Genomic DNA, 21,010 nt, shown 5'->3' with positions numbered 1-21,010 from the left:
TAAATAGGCGAGCAATTTCTTTCCAATATAATATTCGACACGATCGATATGTTTCTCGACCTATTGGAGCAAACATGGAACTGCGTCATCTGCGCTACTTCGTGGCGGTTGCCGAGGAGTTGCATTTTGGCCGCGCTGCCGACCTGCTGGGCATTTCCCAACCGCCGCTGAGCCAGCAGATCCAGGCGTTGGAGCAGGAACTCGGGGTGCGTCTGTTCGAGCGCAGCAACCGCCACGTAGCACTCACCGATGCCGGGCGGCTGTTTCTCGAGGAGACGCGGCAGACCCTGGCTCAGGTCAGCAAGTCGGTGGACGTGGTGCGCCGCGCCGAACAGGGTGAAATTGGCGAACTGCAGATCGGCTTCACCGCCTCGGCGCCCTTCGTGTCGATCATTCCGCGTGCGGTATTCGCCTTTCGCCAGGCGTTTCCGGCGGTGCACCTGGACTTGCAGGAAATGACCAGCAGCCAGGTTTGCCAGGCACTGATGGAAAAGAAGCTGCAGATCGGCATGATCCGCCCGCTGGAGCTGCCGGGCGAACTGGATGCCGTGGAGTTGCTCCGCGAGCCGCTGGTGGCGCTATTGCATGCCGGGCATCCGCTGGCGGGCGAACAGAACGGTGGGCTGGCGCTGGCCGAACTGGCCGACCAGCCGTTCGTGTTCTTTCCGCGCAGCTACGGCACCGGCCTGTATGCCCAGCTGTTCAGCCTGGCCCGCCAGGCCGGCTTCACCCCGCGCATCACCCAGGAGGCCCACGAGGCATTGACCATCATCGGCCTGGTGGCCGCGGGGCTTGGGGTTTCGGTGCTGCCGGCGTCGTTTCGGCGCATTCGTATCGATGGCGTGGTGTTTCGCACCCTGACCGATACCGACGCCACCACCGCGGTGTGGCTGATCAAACGCCGCCAGGAACGCTCGCCCCTGGCCCAGGCCTTCATCGATCTGCTGACCCGCGAGGTGCAGGCGCTCAAGTAGCTTTGCTGATCTGGACTACGGCTTACTGAGCGGCTTTATCCAGCTTGCGCAGAAACACCGTCATTTCCTTTTCCGCCTGCTTGTCGCCCTTGGCCTGCGCCGCCTGCAAGCCTTTTTGCCAGGCGTTGCGGGCAGCGTCCGGGTTGCCGGCAGATTGCTGGGCCTTGCCGAGCAGCTTCCACGCCGCCGAATACTGCGGGTCGTGCTCGACGCAGCGTTGCAGGTGTTCGGCAGCCTTGCTGGCATTGCCGGCATCCAGGTAACCCTTGCCCAGGCCGAAGCGCAGCAGTGAGTTATCCACACCCTTGGCCAGCATTTTTTCCAGTGCGTCGGTAGTCATGAAAGGCTCCCCTAGAAGAAGGTCAGGCCGACCTGGAACAGCCGCTCCACGTCGCGGATGTGCTTCTTGTCCATCAGGAACAGGATCACGTGGTCGCCGGATTCGATCACCGTCACGTCGTGGGCGATCAGCACTTCTTCGTCGCGGATGATCGCGCCGATGGTGGTGCCCGGCGGCAGCGAGATGTCCTTGATCGCCTTGCCGACCACCTTGCTCGAGCGCGCGTCGCCGTGGGCGATGGCCTCGATGGCTTCGGCGGCGCCCCGGCGCAGCGAGTGCACGCTCTCGATGTCGCCGCGGCGCACGTGGGTCAGCAGGCTGCCGATGGTGGCCAGCTGCGGGCTGATGGCGATGTCGATCTCGCCGCCCTGGATCAGGTCGACGTAGGCCGGGTTGTTGATCAGCGTCATCACCTTGCGCGCGCCCAGGCGCTTGGCCAGCAGCGACGACATGATGTTGGCTTCGTCGTCGTTGGTCAGGGCCAGGAATATGTCGGCGTCCTTGATGTTCTCTTCCACCAGCAGGTCGCGGTCCGATGAGCTGCCCTGCAGCACGATGGTGCTTTCCAGGTTCTCGGAGAGGTAGCGGCAGCGCGCCGGGTTCATCTCGATGATCTTCACCTGGTAGCGGCTCTCGATGGCTTCGGCCAGGCGCTCGCCGATATGCCCGCCGCCGGCGATCACCACTCGCTTGTATTCGTTCTCGACGCGGCGCATTTCGCTCATCACCGCGCGGATGTCCGCCTTGGCGGCGATGAAGAACACTTCGTCATCGGCTTCGATCACCGTATCGCCCTGGGGCATGATCGCCCGGTCACGGCGGAAGATCGCCGCCACCCGGGTGTCGACCTTGGGCATGTGCTGGCGGATCTGCTTGAGCTGCTGGCCGACCAGCGGGCCGCCGTAGTACGCCTTGACGCCGACCAGCTGGGCCTTGCCCTCGGCGAAGTCGATCACCTGCAGGGCGCCGGGGTATTCGATCAGGCGCTTGATGTAATTGGTCACCACCTGCTCGGGGCTGATCAGCACGTCGACCGGAATGGCTTCGTTGTCGAACAGCGCCTCGCGGGTCAGGTAGGCCGCTTCGCGCACCCGGGCGATGCGCGTCGGCGTATGGAACAGGGTGTAGGCGACCTGGCAGGCGATCATGTTGACTTCGTCGCTGTTGGTCACCGCCACCAGCATGTCGGCATCGTCGGCGCCGGCCTGGCGCAGCACGGTCGGGAATGAACCCTTGCCCTGCACGGTGCGGATGTCGAGGCGATCCCCGAGGGCGCGCAGGCGATCACCGTCGGTGTCCACCACGGTGATGTCGTTGGCCTCGCTGGCCAGGTGCTCGGCCAGGGTGCCGCCGACCTGGCCGGCGCCGAGGATGATGATCTTCATCGGGTTGCTCCAGCGGCTGCGATCTTGATCAGCTTGGCATAGTAGAAACCATCATGGCCGTCCTGCTGGGCGAGCAGTTGCCGGCCATGGGGCTGCTTGAGGCCGAACGGGCCGGCGATGTCCAGCTCGCGGGCGCCGGGCGTGCGAGCGAGAAAGGCCTCGATGACCTCGGTGTTTTCCGTCGGCAGCGTCGAGCAGGTGGCGTACAGCAGGATGCCGCCGACCTCCAGGGTCGGCCACATGGCGTCGAGCAGTTCGCCCTGCAGCGTGGCCAGCGCCGGAATGTCATCGGCCTTGCGGGTCAGCTTGATGTCCGGGTGGCGGCGGATCACGCCGGTGGCCGAGCAGGGCGCGTCGAGCAGGATGCGCTGGAACGGCTTGCCGTCCCACCAGGCGGCCGTGTCGCGGCCATCGGCGGCGATCAGGGTGGCCTCGAGCCCGAGACGATCGAGGTTCTCGCGTACCCGCGCCAGGCGCTTGGCTTCCAGGTCCACGGCGACTACCTCGCTCAGCGCCGGCTCGGCTTCCAGCAAATGGCAGGTCTTGCCACCGGGCGCTGCGCAGGCATCCAGCACGCGCTGGCCGGGCGCCAGTTGCAGCAGGTCGGCGGCCAGTTGCGCGGCTTCGTCCTGCACGCTCACGTGGCCCTCGGCGAAGCCGGGCAGCAGGGTGACGTCGCAGGCTTGCAAGAGGCGGATGCCGTCGCGGCTGAAGGTGCAGGGCTCGGCTTCGAAACCGACCTGGCGCAGTCGTGCCAGGTAGTCATCGCGACTGCCGTGGCGGCGGTTGACCCGCAGGATCAATGGCGGGTGGGCGTTGTTGGCGGCGCATACAGCCTGCCAATGCTCGGGCCAGAAGGCCTTGAGCTGCTTCTGCAGCCAACGCGGATGGGCGGTGTGCAGCACCGGGTCGCGATCCAGCTCCTGGATCAGGCTGTCGCCCTCGCGCTGGGCGTTGCGCAGCACGGCGTTGAGCAGGCCCTTGGCCGAGGTCTTCTTCAGCTTGTCGACGCAGCCGACCGTCTCGCCGATTGCCGCGTGGGCGGGTATGCGCGTGTAGAACAGCTGGTAGAGGCCGACCAGCAGCAGGGCTTCGAGGTCGCGATCACCTTCCTTGAAGGGCTTGCGCAGCAGCTTGCCGGCGATCAGTTCGAGGCGTGGCTGCCAGCGTGCGGCGCCAAAGGCCAGATCCTGGGCGAGGCCGCGGTCGCGGGCTTCGACCTTGTCGAGCAGCGGCGGCAGGCTGGTGCCCAGCGACGCCTTGCCGTCGAGCACCGCGGCCAGGGCGCGGGCCGCTGCCAGCCTGGGGTTCATGCCAGCACCGTGCCGACGGCGAACTGCTCGCGGCGGCTGTTGTACAGATCGCTGAAGTTCAGCGCCTTGCCGCCGGGCAATTGCAGGCGGGTGAGCAGCAGGGCGCCGCTGCCGCAGGCGACGGTCAGGCCGTCCTTGCTGGCGGCGAGAATTTCCCCGGGCTGGCCCTGGCCTTCGCCGATACGAGCGGCCAGCACCTTGAGCGGCGCCTCGTTGAGCGTGCTGTGGCAGATCGGCCAGGGGTTGAAGGCGCGGATCAGTCGCTCCAGATCAATGGCCGGGCGGCTCCAGTCGATGCGCGCTTCATCCTTGTTCAGTTTGTGGGCGTAGTTGGCCTGGGCGTCGTCCTGCGCTTCGCCCATCAGGGTGCCGCTGGCGAGACCCGCGATGGCCTCGATTACCGCCGGCGGGCCGAGCTCGGCCAGGCGGTCGTGCAGGCTGCCACCGGTGTCTTCGGCTGTGATCGGGGTGCGTACCTTGAGCAGCATCGGCCCGGTGTCGAGGCCGGCTTCCATCTGCATCACGGTCACGCCGCTTTCGGCATCGCCTGCCTGCACGGCGCGCTGGATCGGCGCCGCACCGCGCCAGCGCGGCAGCAGCGAGGCATGGCTGTTGATGCAGCCGAAGCGCGGGATATCCAGCACCGCCTGGGGCAGGATCAGGCCGTAGGCGACCACCACCAGCAGGTCCGGCTGCAGCGCCGCCAGTTCGGCCTGGGCGGCGGCATCCTTGAGGCTTGGCGGCTGCAATACGGGAATGCAGTTTTCCACAGCGAGCTGTTTGACCGGGCTGGGCATCAGCTTCTGGCCACGGCCGGCCGGGCGATCCGGCTGGGTGTACACGGCGACGATCTGGTGGTCGGTGCCGAGCAGCGCCTTGAGGTGGGCGGCGGCGAATTCCGGGGTGCCGGCGAATACGATACGCAGAGCTTCGGTCATGGGGTCTCGCTTTGACTGGGTGCTGGAAAAACAAAAGGCTTGCCGCGGCAAGCCTTTGTTGGAGGCCCGATCAGGCCTGCTGGCGGTGCTGCTTTTCCAGCTTCTTCTTGATGCGGTCGCGCTTGAGCGTGGACAGGTAGTCGACGAACAGCTTGCCGTTGAGGTGATCGCACTCGTGCTGGATGCACACGGCGAGCAGGCCCTCGGCGATCATCTCGAACGGCTTGCCGTCGCGATCCAGGGCGTTGATCTTCACCTTCTGCGGGCGGTCGACGTTTTCGTAGAAACCGGGCACCGACAGGCAGCCTTCCTGGTACTGGTCCATCTCCTCGGTCAGCGACTCGAAGGTGGGGTTGATGAAGACCAGCGGCTCGCTCTTGTCTTCGGACAGATCCATCACCACCACGCGCTTGTGCACATTCACCTGGGTGGCGGCGAGGCCGATCCCGGGGGCGTCGTACATGGTTTCGAACATGTCGTCGATCAGCTGACGCAGGGCGTCGTCGACCACATCCACCGGCTTGGCGATGGTGCGCAGGCGCGGATCGGGAAATTCGAGAATGTTTAAAATCGCCATAATGCGTTTGTGATGCACTTGTGGAATAAATTCAAAATCCGCTGCTAAGATGACGCAAGCATTCAAAAAACGGCGTCAAGCCGCGGATTTACTGGGCTCTGTCGCAGCGCTAGGGCGCTTCACGCGAAGGCACATCATAAAGGGATTCACCGCATGAGGAAATCACTACTCGCCCTGCTGCTGGTCGGCGCGAGCAGCCTGGCGCAGACCGGGATGGCCGAGGTGCAGCTCAAGGAAGGCCACCCCGACCGCTATACGGTCGTGAAGGGCGATACCCTGTGGGATATCTCTGGCAAGTTTCTGCGTCAGCCCTGGAAGTGGCCGGAGATCTGGCACGCCAACCCGCAGGTGCAGAACCCGCACCTGATCTACCCCGGTGACGTGCTCAGCCTGGTCTACATCGATGGTCAGCCTCGCCTGATGCTGGGTCGCGGTGAATCGCGCGGCACCATCAAGCTGTCGCCGAAGGTACGCAGCACGCCGATGGCCGAAGCCATCCCGACCATCCCGCTGGAGGCGATCAACAGCTTCCTGCTCAAGAACCGTATCGTCGACTCTCCGGAACAGTTCCAGGGCGCCCCATACATCGTCGCCGGCAACGCCGAGCGCGTGGTCAGCGGCGCTGGCGACCGCGTCTATGCCCGCGGCAGCTTCGACCCGAGCGCGCCGGTGTACGGCATCTTCCGCCAGGGCAAGACCTACACCGACCCGGAAACCAAGGAGTTTCTGGGTATCAACGCCGATGACATCGGCGGTGGCGAAATCGTCGCCGAGGAAGAGGGCGTAGGCACCCTCAACCTGACCCGCACCACCCAGGAAGTGCGCAACGGCGACCGCCTGTTCCCCACCGAGGAACGCGCGATCAATTCGACCTTCATGCCCAGCGAGCCGAAAACCGAGATCAAGGGCCTGATCCTCGACGTGCCGCGCGGTGTGAGCCAGATCGGCCAGTTCGACGTGGTGACCCTGAACAAGGGCATCCGCGACGGCCTGGAAATCGGCAACGTACTGGCCGTCTACAAGACTGGCGAAACGGTACGCGACCGGGTCACCGGTGAGTCGGTGAAGATCCCGGACGAGCGCGCTGGCCTGTTGATGGTGTTCCGCACCTACGAGAAGCTCAGCTACGGCATGATCCTCAATGCCTCCAGGCAACTGGCGGTGATGGACAAGGTACGTAACCCGTAACACCTGCAAGCCCCGCCGATGCGGGGCTTGTGCTATTCGATAGGGCTTTCGATCACGGATCGATCCGCCATGTCGACCTGCCATTCCCCCGCCGAACTCGAAGCCCGCCTGCGCCTGCATTGCCTACCGGAACTGGGGCCCAGGCGCTTCCAAAAATTGCTCAGCGCCTTCGACAGTGCGTCGGCCGCCCTCAGTGCCCCGGCCAGCGCCTGGCGTTCGCTCGGCCTGCCGCTGGCCTGCAGCGAAGCGCGGCGCAGCCCCGAGATTCGTGAGCGGGCACGCCTGGCCCTCGAGTGGTTGCAGGCGCCCAGCCAGCACCTGGTGATGTGGGACGAGCCGGGTTATCCGGCCCTGCTGGCGGAACTTGCCGATGCGCCACCACTGCTTTTCGTGGCCGGCGATGCGAGCCTCCTGGAGCGGCCGCAATTGGCCATGGTCGGCAGCCGCCGGGCCTCGCGGCCAGGACTGGACACCGCCCACAGTTTCGCGCGGAGCCTGGCGCGTGGTGGTTTCGTGGTCACCAGCGGGCTGGCGTTGGGCATCGATGGTGCAGCCCACCAGGGCGCCCTGGATGCCGAAGGGCATACCGTGGCGGTGCTCGGCACCGGATTGCAGTGCCTGTACCCGGCGCGCCACAAGCGCCTGGCCCGCGACATCGTCGAGCGCGGTGGGGCACTGGTGTCGGAGTTGCCGCTGGACAGCCCGCCCCAGGCTGCCAATTTCCCTCGCCGTAACAGAATCATTTCGGGCCTGTCGCTGGGCGTTCTGGTGGTCGAAGCCAGCCCGTCGAGCGGCTCGCTGATCACCGCACGCCTGGCCGCCGAGCAGGGCCGAGAGGTGTACGCGATTCCCGGCTCCATTCACCACCCCGGTGCCAAGGGCTGCCACCAGCTGATCCGCGACGGCGCCACGCTGGTGGAAAGCATCGAGCATATTCTCGAAGCCCTGCGCGGTTGGCACCAGATGCCGGCGGTCGAGCAGGCCAGTGCCGCGTCGCCAACGGCCACCCATCCTCTGCTGGCGTTGTTGTACGCCGCGCCCCATAGCAGCGAAGCCCTGGCCCATGCCGCAGGCTGGCCGCTGCCCGAGGTGCTGGCGGCACTGACCGAGCTGGAGCTCGACGGCCTGGTCGCCTGCGAAGCCGGGCTTTGGGTGGGCCGCAAGCCGTAATACACTGCGCCGAGTGTTTTTCGGCGGAGGTATGCATGGTCACCAGTTGGCAGGTTCAGCAGGCAGCGCGCGTGGTGCGCGCCGGTGGTGTGATCGCCTACCCGACCGAGGCGGTCTGGGGGCTGGGGTGCGACCCATGGGACGAGATGGCCGTGGACCGGCTGCTGGCCCTGAAAGAGCGGCCCGTGCACAAGGGGCTGATTCTGGTGGCCGATACCATTCGCCAGTTCGACTTCCTGCTCGAAGACCTGCCCGAGGCCTGGCAGGATCGGCTGGCCAGCACCTGGCCCGGCCCGAATACCTGGCTGGTGCCGCACCAGAATCGCCTGCCGCAGTGGATCACCGGTCAGCACGATACCGTGGCCCTGAGGGTCAGTGATCATCCGCGGGTGCGTGAGCTCTGTGCGCTGACCGGGCCGCTGGTATCGACCTCGGCCAATCCCGCCGGCCGCCCGGCGGCGCGCTCGCGGTTGCGGGTCGAGCAGTATTTCCCGAGGCAACTGGATGCGGTGCTGGGTGGCGCCCTGGGCGGGCGGCGCAATCCGAGCGTGATTCGAGATTTGGTGACTGGTGACGTGCGCAGACCGGCCTGATGCTTGAAGGCAAGAGCAGCCGCTCTCTAGGTAGGGTGGATGACGCTCTTTTCATCCACCATTGCGATCGCAGATCGGTGGACGGGTCGGGCCGCGTAGGTGAAGCGTCGTCTACGCGACCCGGTCCACCCTACAAAAGGCTGCTTCCGTCACTTTCCGGCCTATAGAGGTAAACCTCTACAAAACGAAAGCAACCGTAGGGTGGATCACGCTTCACCGATCCACCACTGCGCCCGTCCATCCCCAACAAAAGCTCGCCACCTTTCGCGGTAGAGAAAACGCAAAGGCAGCGAATAGCGCCCCGACTTACGGCAACAGAATCGTCGAGCCCGTGGTCTTGCGCTCGCTGAGCAGCGTCTGGGCGGTGGCGGCTTCGCTGAGCGGGTAGCGCCCGGCGATTTCCACGTCGAGTTTGCCCTTGGCGATCATGCCGAACAGTTCGTCGGCCATCTTCTGCAGGCGCTCCGGGGTGTCGGCGTAGCTGGCCAGGGTCGGGCGGGTGACGTACAGCGAGCCCTTTTGCGAGAGAATGCCTAGATTGACGCCGGTGACCGCGCCCGAGGCATTGCCGAAGCTGACCAACAGGCCACGTGGCGCCACGCAGCCGAGCGAGGTTTCCCAGGTGTCCTTGCCGACGCCGTCGTAGACCACCGGGCATTTCTTGCCATCGGTCAGCTCCAGCACGCGCTGAGCGACGTTCTCATGGCTGTAGTCGATGGTCGCCCAGGCGCCTTTTTGCTTGGCGTACTCGGCCTTTTTCGCCGAACTCACGGTGCCGATCAGCTTGACGCCCAGGGCCTTGGCCCACTGGCAGGCGAAGGAGCCGACACCACCGGCGGCGGCATGGAACAGGATGATGTCGCCGCTCTTCAGGTCGGCGGTCTGGCGCAGCAGGTACTGAACGGTCAGGCCCTTGAGCATCACCGCGGCGGCCTGCTCGAAACTGATGGCGTCAGGCAGCTTGACCAGTTTCTCTGCCGGCAGCACGTGCAGCTCGCTATAGCCGCCCAGCGGGCCGGTGGCGTAGGCGACGCGGTCACCGACCTGCAGGCCTTTGACTTCTGAGCCGATGGCGTCGACGAAACCGGCGCCTTCGGTGCCCAGGCTGGAGGGCAGCGAGGGCGGCGCGTACAGGCCGTTGCGGAAATAGGTGTCGATGAAGTTGAGGCCGATGGCCTGGTTGTGCACACGCACCTCGTGCGGGCCGGGAGCGGCGGGTTGGTAGTCGACGTATTCGAGTACCTCGGGGCCACCGTGGCGGCTGAACTGGATGCGTTTGGCCATCGTCTTGCTCCTGTTTGAAGAGTGAGTGCAATAGACCCCGAGTTCCCCACGGGGTTGAAGCGATTTTGCTCAGCGGCTGAACGTCGCACCTCTCGTTGACCGGCGTCAACTGCGGAGCGCGGATACCGGGTGCTATGCTAGCCGCCGATTTCGCCGCAACCAGGGTAAGCCCGTGAGTGACCAGACCGAGGCCGTGAAGGCCTACCTGCTCGACCTGCAAGACCGTATCTGCGCCGCCCTGCAAAACGAGGATGGCCAGGCCAGCTTCGTCGAAGACGCCTGGCAGCGGCCGGGTGGCGGTGGCGGACGTACGCGGGTGATCGGCGACGGCGCGGTGATCGAAAAGGGCGGCGTCAACTTCTCCCACGTGTTCGGCGAAAATCTGCCGCCGTCGGCCAGCGCCCATCGCCCCGAGCTGGCCGGTCGTGGCTTCCAGGCCCTTGGCGTGTCGCTGGTGATCCACCCGCACAACCCGCACGTGCCCACGTCCCACGCCAACGTGCGCTTCTTCAGCGCCGAGAAGGAAGGCGAGGAGCCGGTGTGGTGGTTCGGTGGCGGCTTCGACCTGACGCCTTACTACGGCAGCGAAGAAGATTGCGTGCACTGGCACCGCGTCGCCGAGCAGGCCTGTGCGCCTTTCGGTGCCGACGTCTACCCGCGCTACAAGGCCTGGTGCGACCGTTACTTTCACCTCAAGCACCGCGGCGAGCCACGGGGCATCGGCGGGTTGTTCTTCGACGACCTCAACGAATGGGGTTTCGACACCTGCTTCGCCTTCATCCGCGCCATCGGCGACGCCTACATCGACGCTTACCTGCCCATCGTGCAACGCCGCAAGGCCACGCCCTACACGCCGGCGCAACGCGAATTCCAGGAGTATCGCCGTGGCCGCTACGTGGAGTTCAACCTGGTGTTCGACCGCGGCACGCTGTTCGGCCTGCAGTCGGGCGGGCGCACCGAGTCGATCCTCATGTCGCTGCCGCCGCAGGTGCGTTGGGCCTATGACTGGAAGCCGGAACCGGGCAGCGAGGAAGCGCGCCTGACCGAGTACTTCCTGACCGACCGCGACTGGCTCGGCCTGCAGCAGGCTTGAAGCGCGCCGCCAAAAGCTGCAGGCTTGCCGCTTTTGGCTTTTACCGGCGGAAACTTCAATGGATCGCTACGGTGTATTCGGCAACCCCATCGGCCACAGCAAGTCGCCGCTGATCCACCGGCTGTTCGCCGAACAGACCGGTCAGCAGCTCAGCTACGAGGCGCTGCTGGCGCCGCTGGAGGATTTCGAGGGCTATGCCCGCGCTTTCTTCGTTCAGGGCCTGGGCGGCAACGTCACGGTGCCGTTCAAGGAGCAGGCATTCGCCTTGGCCGACAGCCTGACCGAGCGCGCCCGCCGCGCCGGTGCGGTGAATACCCTGAAGAGGCTCGACGACGGCAGCCTGCTCGGTGACAACACCGACGGCGCTGGCCTGGTGCGCGACCTGACCGTGAACGCCGGCATTGAGCTGCGCGGCAAGCGCATCCTGCTGCTCGGCGCCGGTGGCGCGGTGCGCGGCATTCTCGAACCCTTCCTGGCGCAGCAGCCGCAAACCCTGGTGATCGCCAACCGCACGGTGGAAAAGGCCGAGCAACTGGCCCGCCAGTTCGCCGATCTCGGCCCGGTGGTGGCCAGCGGCTTCGACTGGATCGACGCGCCGGTGGACCTGATCGTCAATGGCACCTCGGCCAGCCTGGCCGGCGAGTTGCCGCCGATCTCCGCCAGCCTGATCCAGCCCGGTCATACCTGTTGCTACGACATGATGTACGGCGCCGGCCCCACGGCGTTCAATCGCTGGGCCGCGGAGCAGGGCGCCGCGCGTACCCTGGATGGCCTCGGCATGCTGGTCGAGCAGGCCGTGGAAGCCTTCCACCTGTGGCGCGGCGTGCGCCCGGACAGCGCCCCGGTGCTCGCCGAGTTGCGCCGGCAACTGGCGGCCGGCTGATCCCGGCCGCGCGGCTGTGCCGAAATCGGCAACGCCATGGGGCAAAGCGATCAAGCCAGTGGGCGGCCGCGGCGCCAGTGTATAAGGTCGGCATATGCCGCTGACCGCCTACCTGCCCAAGGAGCCCACGATGATTCGACTGACCCTGGACGAAGCCCGCACGCTATCGCTGTCCATCCTGCGCCATGCCGGTTTCAGCGAGGCCCAGGCCCAGGCGGTGACCGCCACCGTGGTGGCCGGCGAGCGCGATGGCTGCGCGTCCCATGGTTTGTACCGGGTACTGGGCTGCGTCAGTTCGCTGAAGGCCGGCAAGGTGGTCGCCGATGCCGAGCCGGAGGTGATCGACCAGGCGCCGTCGATCGTGCGCGTCGATGCCCGCGGTGGCTTCTCGCAACTGGCTTTCCAGGCTGGGCTGCCAGTGCTGGCCGACAAGGCCAGGGCCAATGGCATCGCCGCCTTGGCGATCAACCGCTGCGTGCATTTCTCCGCGCTGTGGGTGGAGATCGAGCAGCTCACCGAACTCGGCCTCGTCGCTCTGGCCTGTAACCCCAGCCACGCCTGGGTCGCGCCGGCTGGCGGCAGCAAGCCGATCTTCGGTACCAACCCCATTGCGTTCGGCTGGCCGCGTGCCGGCAAGCCCCCGTTCATCTTCGACTTCGCCACCAGCGCCATCGCCCGCGGTGACATCGAGCTGCATCGCCGCGCCGGCAAGCCGATTCCCGAAGGCTGGGGCATCGATGCCAGCGGCCAGCCCAGCACCAGTGCCGAAGCGGTGATGAACGGCGCCATGCTGACCTTCGGCGGGCACAAGGGCTCGGCGCTGGCGGCCATGGTGGAGCTGATCGCCGGGCCGCTGATCGGCGACCTGACCAGTGCCGAGTCGCTGGCCTACGACGCTGGCAGCAAGTCGTCGCCTTACCATGGTGAGCTGATCATTGCCCTCGATCCGCAGCGCTTTCTCGGCGCTGCGGCCGACGAGCACCTGGCGCGGGCCGAAGCGCTATTCGACGGTATCGAAGGGCAGGGCGCGCGACTGCCATCGCAGCGCCGCTACGATGCCCGCGCCGGCAGCCTCGCTGACGGTGTACGGATTCCCCAGGCGCTCTACGACGACCTCAACGCGCTGCTCAGTTGACGCTGTAGCCGCGCCCGCTCAGGCAGGCGCCCAGAGCGCGCCGGTAAGTGTCGCTGGCGTTGACCGGCGGCGCGCTGTAGGCGGTGGCTGGGTCGAAGCCGCTCTGGCTGACCGCCCAGCTGTGGCACTCGTAGCGGTCGCGGGCTTGCAGGTCGGCGTTCTGGCCACGGGCCGGGTAGGCGATCACGTCGTAGTTAGCGGTGGGTGCCGCGCGGATCACTGGCGGCGCCTCGACCACGATGTACTGGCGGCGGTCGGCGTTCCACATGTAGTAGCTGCCGGCGGCAACGAAGTACAGCGCACTGCCTATCCACAGCTCGCGGGCATGATCTGGCAGACCGTGACCATGCCGCGGCCCGGGGCCGCCCCAACCCGGGCCTGGGCCGCCGCGCCAGCCCGGACCGCCACCTGGCCCACTAGGGCCAGCCAGGGCATTGACGGAAAGCGAGAGCAGCAAGGCGGCAACCGCGAGGCGAGGGAGTCGGGCGTTCATCATGGGCTCCAGAGAATGCGATGGCCCGGCCAGATGGCGGGGCAGCATCGATTATCCGGACGCCTGTGCAAGGTGCCGTCAGGCCGATGTAAAGACCCTGTAAAGGTCGCTCAGTCGAGGCCCAGGCAGGCGGCGACGCTCGTCTCGAGCATCTGCACCAGCTCGGCGTCCATGTAGCGGTACTCGTCCGGTATATCCAGCACGTGCAGGGGCTTGTGGGTCAGCAGCCGATTGAAGTCCGCCATCAGCCGGCTCTTGTGCTTGTGCTCCATGACGATCACCACGTCGGCCCACTGGATGTCGCCGGCGCTTACCGTTCGGCGGGCCTTCGGGCTGGTGCCGGCCGAGCGCACGCTGAGCCCTGGACGTTTGCGCCAGAGCGTCTCGGCAGTGGGGCTGCGCCACTGGTTGCGGCCGCAAATGAACAGGATATTGGTCATCGGTTACGGCTGTGGATAACTGCGTGGCGTGTACACCCATTCGCCGCCGTCGCCACGGGGCAATCGCCGGGTCTGGCTGGACCCGATGATCACCAGGGTGCGCATGTCGACCATCTCCGGCGTCAGCTCGCCAAGGCTGACCACTCGCAGCGCTTCGGCAGGGCGGCCGATGTCGCGGCCCAGTACCACCACGGTGTCCGGCGTGCGATGGGTGCGGACGATTTCCAGGGCGCGGCCGAGCTGCCAGGGGCGCGCCTTGGAGATCGGGTTGTAGAAGGCCATGGCGAGGTCCGCGGTGCCGGCGTGGTCGAGACGGCTCTCGATCACCGTCCAGGGTTTTAGGTTATCCGACAGGGAGATCAGGCAGAAATCGTGGCCCAGCGGCGCCCCGGCCTTGGCAGCAGTGGCCAGGGCCGCGGAGACGCCGGGCAGCACTTGCAGCTCGACGGCGTGCCAACTGGCCGGCGCCTCGGCCTCTTCGAGCGCTTCCAGCACCGCCGCCGCCATGGCGAACACGCCAGGGTCGCCAGAGGAAACAACCACCACCCGGCGGCCGCTGGCTGCCAGCTCGAAGGCGTGCCGCGCGCGCTGCAGCTCCTCGCGGTTATCGCTGCAATGGCGCACCTGATCATCACGCAGTGGTTCGGCCATGCGCACGTAGGTTTCGTAACCGAGCAGATCCTGGGCTTCATCCAGGGCGCGGCGTACGGCGGGTGTCATGTGTTCCGCCGCGCCCGGGCCGAGGCCGATCACGCTCAGGCGCCCGCGGGGGCGGCCGATGGCCTGGGCGGCGGCCGGCGACTGCGCCTGCAGCACCTGTAGACCGTCGTGCCGTGCGATGACCGCCGGCAGCGCGGTATCCGGTGTGATGAAGCGCAGCGCCACGTTCAGTTCACGGGCCGCGTCGGCCAGCGCCTTGTCGGTCATCAGCGCGGTGGGTGCGAGCAGGGCGGCCAGGGCCTTGGCTGCGAGGCCCGAACGCTCGAGCAACTGGTGGACACGCGCCGGCAGATCTTCCGTGCCCTCGACGCGCACCAGCAGGCTGCGCGGATGGATCAGCAGCTCGTCCGGCCGGGCGGCGCGTTGCAGGGGCGTGATATGCAGCGTCCGGCGACCATCTTCGGCCAACGGCAGCTTGCTCTGATCCAGCCAGGACGCATCACCGTCGATGCGCAGGTTTTCGCCGCCGAGCAGGTCGGAAACGAAGCGCTTGCCCTGTTCCAGATCGGCCAGGGCATAGCCGCTCGGCGGGTCGAGCAGGCAGGTGCCGAAGCGCAGCTCACCGCTGGTGGTGATTGCGGCGCTGACCTGCAGGCTTGCCGCGATCTCCCGGGCCATACGGTTGACGCCACCCAAGCCACCCAGCAGCGGTACCACGGCGCTGCCGTCTTCGGCCACGGCCAGCACCGGCGGCTCGGCGCCCTTGCTGGCGAGCAGCGGCGCCAGGCTGCGAATGACGATACCGGCGGCGCACAGGGCGATGATCGGCGTGCCGCTGCGATACAGGCCGCGCAGGGTGTCGCCGAAGTCGTCATAGGCCGCATCGGCCTCGACCCGATCGCGCAGGCCATGGATCAGCGCCTGTGGATAAAGCGCCTGGATGCGCCGGGCGGTAGCCAGGGCCGAGGAGCCAAGGATGACGATGGCGGGGGAGGAAGTCATTGAAGTTTCACTGTTCATGGCGAGCACGGTGCATGTCGCGGTGAAGTAGAGCCTGTAGGAGCCGCGAGCCCGCGGCGAATGGCACGGGCAACGCGCAAACGGCGTTGCAGCCACCATCGATTCGCCCCGAGGCCGGGGCTCCGACAAGGCCGTTGTGTTCGCTCAACCGCGCCACTTGATGCCCGGCACCACGATCATCGAAAAATACGGCGAAGCCATCGGCTCGACTTCATCGAGCGGCACGATGCGCTGGTCGGCCATGGTCGCCCGTTCCACGTAGTGAGCACGGTCGTGCAGGCCGAGATCTTCCAGCACACGGCGGACTTTCTCGAAGTTGCGGCCGAGTTTCATCACCACGGCGGCTTCGGCATCACGCAGGCGCTCGCGCAACTCGTCTTCGGGCAGCACGCCGGAGAGCACCGACAGGCTCTGGTTGCGGTACACCAGGGGTACGCCGAGCACCGCGGCGCTGCCGAGCATCGAGCAGACGCCGGGGATCACCTCGGCCTCGTAACGCTCGGCCAGGCGGTCGTGCAGGTACATGTAGGAGCCGTAGAAGAACGGGTCGCCCTCGCAGATCACCGCCACGTCGCGACCGGCGTCCAGGTGTTCGGCGATCTGCACCGCGCAGGTGTCGTAGAAATCGCTGATCACGCCTTCGTAGGTCAGTGGCGGCTCGAGTTTTTCGGTGGTTACCGGGTAGACCAGCGGCAGGCGTTGCTGGCTGTCTTGCAGGTGCGCCTCGATGATGCCGAAGGCATTGCCGCCCTGGCCGACGTTGGCCTTGGCCTTGGCCACGAAATAGCCGACCACCGGCGCCGACTTGAGCAGCCGCAGGGCCTTGAGGGTGATCAGTTCCGGGTCGCCGGGGCCAACGCCCAGGCCGAGCAGGCGGCCCTTGCCGTGGCGGTCCATACCGGGGAGGTCAATACCGCTCATCACTCGACCTCCGTGGCCAGGGCGTTGACTGCCGCGGCGGCCATGGCGCTGCCACCGCGGCGGCCCTGGACGATCACGTAGGGCACGCCATGCTCGGCATAGGTAGCGGCGAGCAGATCCTTGGATTCGGCAGCGCCGACGAAGCCCACCGGGAAGCCGAGGATCAGCGCCGGCTTGGGCGCGCCGGCGGCGAGCATGTCGAGCAGGTAGAACAGCGCCGTCGGCGCGTTGCCGATCACCACCACGGAGCCTTCCAGGTGTTCGCGCCAGTGTTCCAGGGCCACCGCCGAGCGGGTATTGCCGAGCTGCTTGGCCAGCTCCGGTACGCCGGCATCGTTGAGGGTGCAGATCACCGGGTTGGCGACCTGCAGCCGCGTGCGGGTGACGCCCTCGGCAACCATCCGTGCGTCACAAAGAATCGCCGCGCCCCTGGCCAGTGCTTCACGCCCTGCCGTACCGGCACCCGGCGAGAAGCGCAGATCCTGCACCACGTCGACCATGCCGCAGGCGTGGATGACCCGCACCGCGAGCTTTTCCAGATCCGCCGGAATGGCGCTCAGGTCGGCCTCGGCGCGGATGATGGAAAAGGAATTGCGATAGATCTCCTGACCATCGCGGATGTAATCGGTCATCGGGTGAAACTCCGGGTAGCGGTGAGCGAGGCGAGCAGGGCGCCGGCTTCGTCAGGTGTCAGGTGATGGCCCAGCAACTGGCCGAAGCCACTGCCGAGAGGCTGGCGGGCGAACAGGTCGTAGCGACCTTCGGCCACGGCCAGCAGGGTGAAGGGCGTGCGGTGGGCGGCGGCGCAAGAGCGGCTGCAGCCCGTGAGGTGAATGCCCGGTCGTTCACTGCCGGCGGGCAGCCGTTCGGCCAGACGCAGGGCATCGGCCTTGGTGTCGGCCAACCCCTTGGCGCAGCCGCTGGCGCCGGTACAGGCGATGATCCGCGCCAGCGGCGCGGCGGCGTCGGTCAATAGGCCGAGACCTTGCAGGCTGTGGATAACCTCATCGACAGCGGCTTTGGGAATATTCGGCAGTAGCACGCTTTGCCAAGGCGTCAGGCGCAGGCTGCCATCGCCATGGCGGCGGGCGAGTGCTGCCAGGCCGAGCAGCTGTTCGGCCGCCAGCCGACCAAGGGCAGGGCTGGCGCCGATATGCACGAGACCAGGCTGATGCTGCTCATGGATGCCGAGATGGGCATTGGCGTGCGCCGGCGCCCGGCGCCACTCGTTTATCGGTAGCAGCACATCGCCCAGCCGAACCTGCAAGCGCTGCAGCAGCTCGGCAGGCGCATGGTTTTCCAGCAGATGGCGCATGCGCGTCTGCTCGGGTGTGGCCAGCTCGAGAAACAGTTCGAGCAGGGCAGTCACCAGATCATGGGCCGCGGCCTGTGGCACGACAGCCAGCGCGGGTGCATCGTCTGTCGTCGTGGGCGGGCAACCGGCAAGACCGAAGGCGTAGCCGATCCCATCTTCCAGGGGCAGGGCGCTGAGCCAGATATCGTGAGGGTGTTCGAGCATCGCCAGGCGTTCGCCGCCGTCGAGCAGCAGGGCGAACTTCGGTGACAAGGCATGCAGGCGCGGCGTGTTCTCCAGGGTCGCCAGCAGTTGCTCGGCCAGCGGCGAGATATCCACAAGCGCCTGCGGGTCGAGGCCGGCTGCCGGGCTGACCATCAGGTTGCGCACGTCATCGGCGGCCGGCGAGCGCGGGCCCAGGCCAGCGTCCAGCAGCTCGCTTATCAGCGCGTTTTCACAACCGGCGCGGATGCCGCGAATCTGCAAGTTGCCGCGGTTGGTGGCCTCGATCACCCCGCCGGCATGGCGCTGAGCGGCCTTGGAAATGCGTTCGGCCTGCTCGGCTTCGAGGCGCCCGCAGGGCAGCTTGATGCGGCAGATGCCGCCGTCCTTCGCCTGCACGATACGCAGCAACCCCGGGCAGGCCGAGGGACGAACAGATAGCGATGGCGTGTGAGCAGGCTGTTTCAACGGATCACCGGAGTCGGGTCACATGGGCATCCGTTCGAGGATAGGCCAGAGAAGGGTCAGTTTCTCTCACCGGGACACCCCGCCCGGTGTGGGCGCATGCGACTGAATCGGTCGGCAGGTCTCCTGGCTCGCAGGTCATGGCGCCTGGCCGGCCTTCCCGGTTTCCCAGTGGCGATTGGCAAGGCGCTCGCTGCAACAGTTGCGGGGGCAGCCACGGCGGAAAACCTGCCCAACATCTGCTGCGCGTCGGCCCTGCTGCGTTAGAAAATGCCTCGTAATGCTCATGTACAGAAGTACACTCCGCTTCCTCGCCAATTTCTGCCTTGCAGGGCTCTAGCTCGCTAGCTATTGAACAGGTTTTCTCGTGTTCCCTCTTAGGCCGCATTGGCTCACATGTAGCCGCTGGGCACCGACAGAGGCGCTATTATGCCCGCTTTGCCCGCCGGGATGAAAAGCCGCGTCGTCGGATCGCCCAGAAGCATGGCTGCGATGTGTCGATGGCAGTCGCTGTGGAGAAGGCCATTGCTACAAATCGGGCGAATGGCCACTCCACCCAATCCACCGCTGGCTGCCAATGATGAGGACTGAGAAATGACACCCTGGCTGACCGTCGTGGGCATTGGTGAAGATGGCTACGCCGGCCTCGGCAAGGCAGCGCGGCATGCATTGCTGGCGGCCGAGCTGGTGGTCGGCAGCGAGCGTCAGCTGGCGCTGCTGCCCCACTGCATCCGTGCCACGCGCCTGCCCTGGCCGAAGCCGTTTTCCCTGACGCCGGTGCTCGAGCGCCGCGGCACGCCGGTCTGTGTGCTCGCCAGCGGTGACCCGATGTTCTTCGGCGTCGGCGCCAGCCTGGCTCGCGAGCTGGCGCCGGACGAGCTGCGCATCCTGCCGGCGCCATCGTCGGTGTCCCTGGCCGCTTCCCGTCTGGGCTGGCCGCTGCAGAGCACCGCCGTCGTATCGCTGGTCGCCCGGCCGCTGGCAGCGCTGCAGGTGCAAATCCATTCCGGCGCGCGCCTGCTGGTGCTGAGCAACGATGGCGACAGCCCGGCCGCCGTCGCCGAACTGCTGCGCGAGCGGGGCTTCGGCCCCAGCCGGCTGAGCGTGTTCGAGCACTTGGGCGGCGAACGCGAACGGCGCATCGATGGGCTCGCCGATGGCTGGTCCCTGGAGCGCGCAGCGGATCTCAATCTGGTGGCCATCGAGTGCGTTCCAGACTATGAAGCCATTCGCCTGCCGCTGACCCCCGGCTTGCCGGACGATGCCTATCGCCACGACGGCCAGCTGACCAAGCGTGATGTGCGGGCCATTACCCTGTCGCGGCTGGCGCCTTCACCGGGCGAGCTGCTCTGGGATGTCGGCGCCGGCTGCGGTTCCATCGGCATCGAATGGCTGCGCGCCCACCCCAGCTGCCGCGCCATCGCCATTGAGGCGGACGAAGGGCGTCAGGCGCATATCGCCCATAACCGTGATGCCCTTGGTGTGCCCGGCCTGCAACTGGTGGCCGGGCGGGCGCCCGAGGCGCTGGACGGGTTGGCCGCGCCGGATGCGGTCTTCATCGGCGGCGGCGTGACCGTACCTGGCGTGCTGCAGCGCTGCTGGCAGGCACTCAAGCCCGGCGGTCGGCTGGTGGCCAATGCCGTGACCTTGCAGAGCGAGGCAGCGCTGATCGCCTTTCGCGGCGAACACGGCGGCGAGCTGACCCGCATCGAGGTGGCCCAGGCCAAGCCGTTGGGCGGGTTCGACACCTGGCGCGGCGCGTTGCCGATCACCCTGCTCGACGTCAGCAAGCCGCGATGAGCCGCATCCTGCTGCTCGGCGGGATCGGCGAAGCGCTGAATCTCGCCCGCCGCCTCGGGCCTGAGCATGTCTACAGCCTCGCCGGGTTGGGCAAGGTGCCCGAGGATCTGGCCTGCCAGGTGCGCGTCGGCGGCTTTGGCGGTGCCGAGGGCCTGGCCGATTTTATCCACAGGGAGCGCATCGATTTGCTGGTCGATGCCACTCATCCCTATGCCGCGCAGATCAGCCATAACGCGGCACGCGCTGCCGAGCAGGCCGGCGTGCCCTGTTGGGCGCTGCGGCGTCCAGGCTGGACGGCATCGCCGGGTGATGACTGGCGCGAGGTGTTCGACTGGCCCTCGCTGATCGCCGCCCTGGCGCGATTCCGGCGCCCGCTGTTCACCTTGGGGCGCGAGCCGCTGGAGCATCTGCACGAGATTCCTGCCCATCAGCACTGGACGGTACGTTGCCTGCAAGGCCAGCCGACCAGCGAGCGGGCCGAGGTGATCGGTGCCCGCGGGCCGTTCAGCCTCAAGGACGAGCGCGTGCTGTTCGCGCGGCTGAACTGCGACGTGCTGGTCAGCAAGAACAGCGGCAGCGCGGCCACCGAGCACAAGCTGCAGGTTGCCCGCGAACGCGGTGTGCCGGTGCTGGTGTTGCAGCGGCCAGCGTTGCCGGCGGTGGACCGTGAGTTCGCCGAGCCTGAGGCGCTGTGGCAAGCATTGCAGGTAACCATCCCGTAGCCTGTGGTAGAGCGCAGCGAAACCCGGGGAACGTACGAGCCGGCCCAAAACCTCCCGGGTATCGCTGCGCTCAACCCAGGCCACGAAACGCTGTTCGTCA

At 66.8% G+C, this 21,010-nt stretch carries 21 protein-coding genes and 1 riboswitch; of the genes, 9 read left to right on the top strand and 12 right to left on the bottom strand.

Going from position 1 to position 21,010, the window contains the following annotated elements; all coding sequences use genetic code 11:
- Window positions 1-74: 74 nt before the first annotated feature.
- The gene (locus tag BVH06_RS12790) at window positions 75-974 is read left to right on the top strand and encodes a LysR family transcriptional regulator (RefSeq protein ID WP_075934307.1); all 900 of its coding nucleotides are present in this window, start codon (window positions 75-77) and stop codon (window positions 972-974) included.
- Window positions 975-996: 22 nt separating this feature from the next.
- On the opposite strand, the gene BVH06_RS12785 is transcribed toward BVH06_RS12790, so the two are convergent.
- From BVH06_RS12785 to def, 5 genes are all read right to left on the bottom strand, one after another.
- Entirely contained in the window at window positions 997-1,314 is a 318-nt protein-coding gene (locus BVH06_RS12785; protein ID WP_075934306.1) for a lipopolysaccharide assembly protein LapB, read from the bottom strand.
- Window positions 1,315-1,325: 11 nt separating this feature from the next.
- Window positions 1,326-2,699: a Trk system potassium transporter TrkA gene (gene trkA / locus BVH06_RS12780; RefSeq protein ID WP_013789171.1), complete on the bottom strand. Its 1,374-nt coding sequence runs from the start codon at window positions 2,697-2,699 to the stop codon at window positions 1,326-1,328.
- Window positions 2,696-4,012 carry a 16S rRNA (cytosine(967)-C(5))-methyltransferase RsmB gene (rsmB, locus tag BVH06_RS12775; RefSeq protein WP_075934305.1) on the bottom strand — a complete coding sequence of 439 codons (1,317 nt, stop codon included), beginning with the start codon at window positions 4,010-4,012 and terminating at the stop codon, window positions 2,696-2,698. The genes trkA and rsmB overlap by 4 nt, the downstream gene beginning before the upstream one ends.
- A complete protein-coding gene (fmt, locus tag BVH06_RS12770) occupies window positions 4,009-4,950 on the bottom strand; it encodes a methionyl-tRNA formyltransferase (RefSeq protein WP_075934304.1) in 942 nt (313 codons plus the stop codon). Before fmt ends, rsmB begins: the two co-directional genes overlap by 4 nt.
- Window positions 4,951-5,020: 70 nt before the next feature.
- The gene (def, locus tag BVH06_RS12765; RefSeq protein WP_027904102.1) at window positions 5,021-5,527 is read right to left on the bottom strand and encodes a peptide deformylase; all 507 of its coding nucleotides are present in this window, start codon (window positions 5,525-5,527) and stop codon (window positions 5,021-5,023) included.
- Window positions 5,528-5,680: 153 nt separating this feature from the next.
- On the opposite strand from def, the gene BVH06_RS12760 reads away from it, so the two are divergent.
- From BVH06_RS12760 to BVH06_RS12750, 3 genes are all read left to right on the top strand, one after another.
- Complete coding sequence (locus BVH06_RS12760) at window positions 5,681-6,715, top strand: LysM peptidoglycan-binding domain-containing protein (RefSeq protein WP_075934303.1); 1,035 nt, start codon at window positions 5,681-5,683, stop codon at window positions 6,713-6,715.
- Between the two features lie 69 nt (window positions 6,716-6,784).
- Window positions 6,785-7,885, top strand: a complete 1,101-nt coding sequence (gene dprA, locus BVH06_RS12755; RefSeq protein ID WP_075928980.1) for a DNA-processing protein DprA — start codon at window positions 6,785-6,787, stop codon at window positions 7,883-7,885.
- Window positions 7,886-7,920: 35 nt separating this feature from the next.
- Complete coding sequence (locus tag BVH06_RS12750) at window positions 7,921-8,478, top strand: L-threonylcarbamoyladenylate synthase (protein ID WP_075928979.1); 558 nt, start codon at window positions 7,921-7,923, stop codon at window positions 8,476-8,478.
- Window positions 8,479-8,784: 306 nt separating this feature from the next.
- Here the strand turns inward: BVH06_RS12750 and BVH06_RS12745 are convergent, their stop codons facing one another.
- A complete protein-coding gene (locus BVH06_RS12745; protein ID WP_075934302.1) occupies window positions 8,785-9,762 on the bottom strand; it encodes an NADPH:quinone reductase in 978 nt (325 codons plus the stop codon).
- Window positions 9,763-9,934: 172 nt separating this feature from the next.
- On the opposite strand from BVH06_RS12745, the gene hemF reads away from it, so the two are divergent.
- From hemF to BVH06_RS12730, 3 genes are all read left to right on the top strand, one after another.
- The gene (gene hemF / locus BVH06_RS12740; RefSeq protein ID WP_075934301.1) at window positions 9,935-10,855 is read left to right on the top strand and encodes an oxygen-dependent coproporphyrinogen oxidase; all 921 of its coding nucleotides are present in this window, start codon (window positions 9,935-9,937) and stop codon (window positions 10,853-10,855) included.
- 58 nt (window positions 10,856-10,913) lie between these two features.
- On the top strand, window positions 10,914-11,738 hold the full coding sequence (gene aroE, locus BVH06_RS12735; RefSeq protein ID WP_075934300.1) for a shikimate dehydrogenase: 825 nt from the start codon (window positions 10,914-10,916) through the stop codon (window positions 11,736-11,738).
- Between the two features lie 130 nt (window positions 11,739-11,868).
- The gene (locus tag BVH06_RS12730) at window positions 11,869-12,873 is read left to right on the top strand and encodes an Ldh family oxidoreductase (RefSeq protein WP_075934366.1); all 1,005 of its coding nucleotides are present in this window, start codon (window positions 11,869-11,871) and stop codon (window positions 12,871-12,873) included.
- Here BVH06_RS12730 and BVH06_RS12725 read toward each other — a convergent pair.
- The 6 genes from BVH06_RS12725 to cobG all read right to left on the bottom strand — a co-directional run bounded on the left by BVH06_RS12725 (window position 12,866) and on the right by cobG (window position 18,391).
- Window positions 12,866-13,366, bottom strand: coding sequence for a hypothetical protein (locus BVH06_RS12725; RefSeq protein ID WP_075934299.1), 501 nt, complete (start codon window positions 13,364-13,366; stop codon window positions 12,866-12,868). The two genes, BVH06_RS12730 and BVH06_RS12725, sit on opposite strands and share 8 nt — an antisense overlap.
- 110 nt (window positions 13,367-13,476) lie before the next feature.
- Window positions 13,477-13,806: a low molecular weight protein tyrosine phosphatase family protein gene (locus BVH06_RS12720; RefSeq protein WP_075934298.1), complete on the bottom strand. Its 330-nt coding sequence runs from the start codon at window positions 13,804-13,806 to the stop codon at window positions 13,477-13,479.
- A gap of 3 nt (window positions 13,807-13,809) precedes the next feature.
- Window positions 13,810-15,468 (bottom strand): precorrin-3B C(17)-methyltransferase, encoded by a 1,659-nt coding sequence (cobJ, locus tag BVH06_RS12715; RefSeq protein WP_075934297.1) that lies wholly within the window; start codon window positions 15,466-15,468, stop codon window positions 13,810-13,812.
- 162 nt (window positions 15,469-15,630) lie between these two features.
- Window positions 15,631-16,383: a precorrin-2 C(20)-methyltransferase gene (locus BVH06_RS12710; RefSeq protein WP_075934365.1), complete on the bottom strand. Its 753-nt coding sequence runs from the start codon at window positions 16,381-16,383 to the stop codon at window positions 15,631-15,633.
- 23 nt (window positions 16,384-16,406) lie between these two features.
- Window positions 16,407-17,039 (bottom strand): precorrin-8X methylmutase, encoded by a 633-nt coding sequence (locus BVH06_RS12705; protein ID WP_075934296.1) that lies wholly within the window; start codon window positions 17,037-17,039, stop codon window positions 16,407-16,409.
- Window positions 17,036-18,391, bottom strand: coding sequence for a precorrin-3B synthase (cobG, locus tag BVH06_RS12700; protein ID WP_075934295.1), 1,356 nt, complete (start codon window positions 18,389-18,391; stop codon window positions 17,036-17,038). The genes BVH06_RS12705 and cobG overlap by 4 nt, the downstream gene beginning before the upstream one ends.
- A gap of 95 nt (window positions 18,392-18,486) precedes the next feature.
- Window positions 18,487-18,820: riboswitch (cobalamin riboswitch) on the bottom strand.
- A 162-nt stretch (window positions 18,821-18,982) separates the two neighbouring features.
- On the opposite strand from cobG, the gene cbiE reads away from it, so the two are divergent.
- A complete protein-coding gene (cbiE, locus tag BVH06_RS12695; RefSeq protein WP_075934294.1) occupies window positions 18,983-20,188 on the top strand; it encodes a precorrin-6y C5,15-methyltransferase (decarboxylating) subunit CbiE in 1,206 nt (401 codons plus the stop codon).
- Window positions 20,185-20,910, top strand: coding sequence for a cobalt-precorrin-6A reductase (locus BVH06_RS12690; RefSeq protein ID WP_075928971.1), 726 nt, complete (start codon window positions 20,185-20,187; stop codon window positions 20,908-20,910). Before cbiE ends, BVH06_RS12690 begins: the two co-directional genes overlap by 4 nt.
- Window positions 20,911-21,010: the final 100 nt, after the last annotated feature.

It is taken from the genome of Pseudomonas sp. PA27(2017) (assembly GCF_001945445.1).
GTDB lineage: Bacteria > Pseudomonadota > Gammaproteobacteria > Pseudomonadales > Pseudomonadaceae > Aquipseudomonas.
This window is presented reverse-complemented; position numbering and strand designations above follow the sequence as displayed.

What these genes read in the sequence shown, in the direction of transcription:
- def (WP_027904102.1), bottom strand. Translation starts at nt 5,527, where the DNA reads ATGGCGATTTTAAACATTCTCGAATTTCCCGATCCGCGCCTGCGCACC.
- BVH06_RS12750 (WP_075928979.1), top strand. Translation starts at nt 7,921, where the DNA reads ATGGTCACCAGTTGGCAGGTTCAGCAGGCAGCGCGCGTGGTGCGCGCC.
- BVH06_RS12705 (WP_075934296.1), bottom strand. Translation starts at nt 17,039, where the DNA reads ATGACCGATTACATCCGCGATGGTCAGGAGATCTATCGCAATTCCTTT.
- fmt (WP_075934304.1), bottom strand. Translation starts at nt 4,950, where the DNA reads ATGACCGAAGCTCTGCGTATCGTATTCGCCGGCACCCCGGAATTCGCC.
- trkA (WP_013789171.1), bottom strand. Translation starts at nt 2,699, where the DNA reads ATGAAGATCATCATCCTCGGCGCCGGCCAGGTCGGCGGCACCCTGGCC.
- rsmB (WP_075934305.1), bottom strand. Translation starts at nt 4,012, where the DNA reads ATGAACCCCAGGCTGGCAGCGGCCCGCGCCCTGGCCGCGGTGCTCGAC.
- BVH06_RS12760 (WP_075934303.1), top strand. Translation starts at nt 5,681, where the DNA reads ATGAGGAAATCACTACTCGCCCTGCTGCTGGTCGGCGCGAGCAGCCTG.
- BVH06_RS12785 (WP_075934306.1), bottom strand. Translation starts at nt 1,314, where the DNA reads ATGACTACCGACGCACTGGAAAAAATGCTGGCCAAGGGTGTGGATAAC.
- BVH06_RS12710 (WP_075934365.1), bottom strand. Translation starts at nt 16,383, where the DNA reads ATGGACCGCCACGGCAAGGGCCGCCTGCTCGGCCTGGGCGTTGGCCCC.
- BVH06_RS12790 (WP_075934307.1), top strand. Translation starts at nt 75, where the DNA reads ATGGAACTGCGTCATCTGCGCTACTTCGTGGCGGTTGCCGAGGAGTTG.
- BVH06_RS12745 (WP_075934302.1), bottom strand. Translation starts at nt 9,762, where the DNA reads ATGGCCAAACGCATCCAGTTCAGCCGCCACGGTGGCCCCGAGGTACTC.
- cbiE (WP_075934294.1), top strand. Translation starts at nt 18,983, where the DNA reads ATGACACCCTGGCTGACCGTCGTGGGCATTGGTGAAGATGGCTACGCC.
- BVH06_RS12725 (WP_075934299.1), bottom strand. Translation starts at nt 13,366, where the DNA reads ATGAACGCCCGACTCCCTCGCCTCGCGGTTGCCGCCTTGCTGCTCTCG.
- dprA (WP_075928980.1), top strand. Translation starts at nt 6,785, where the DNA reads ATGTCGACCTGCCATTCCCCCGCCGAACTCGAAGCCCGCCTGCGCCTG.
- aroE (WP_075934300.1), top strand. Translation starts at nt 10,914, where the DNA reads ATGGATCGCTACGGTGTATTCGGCAACCCCATCGGCCACAGCAAGTCG.
- BVH06_RS12690 (WP_075928971.1), top strand. Translation starts at nt 20,185, where the DNA reads ATGAGCCGCATCCTGCTGCTCGGCGGGATCGGCGAAGCGCTGAATCTC.
- BVH06_RS12720 (WP_075934298.1), bottom strand. Translation starts at nt 13,806, where the DNA reads ATGACCAATATCCTGTTCATTTGCGGCCGCAACCAGTGGCGCAGCCCC.
- BVH06_RS12730 (WP_075934366.1), top strand. Translation starts at nt 11,869, where the DNA reads ATGATTCGACTGACCCTGGACGAAGCCCGCACGCTATCGCTGTCCATC.
- cobJ (WP_075934297.1), bottom strand. Translation starts at nt 15,468, where the DNA reads ATGACTTCCTCCCCCGCCATCGTCATCCTTGGCTCCTCGGCCCTGGCT.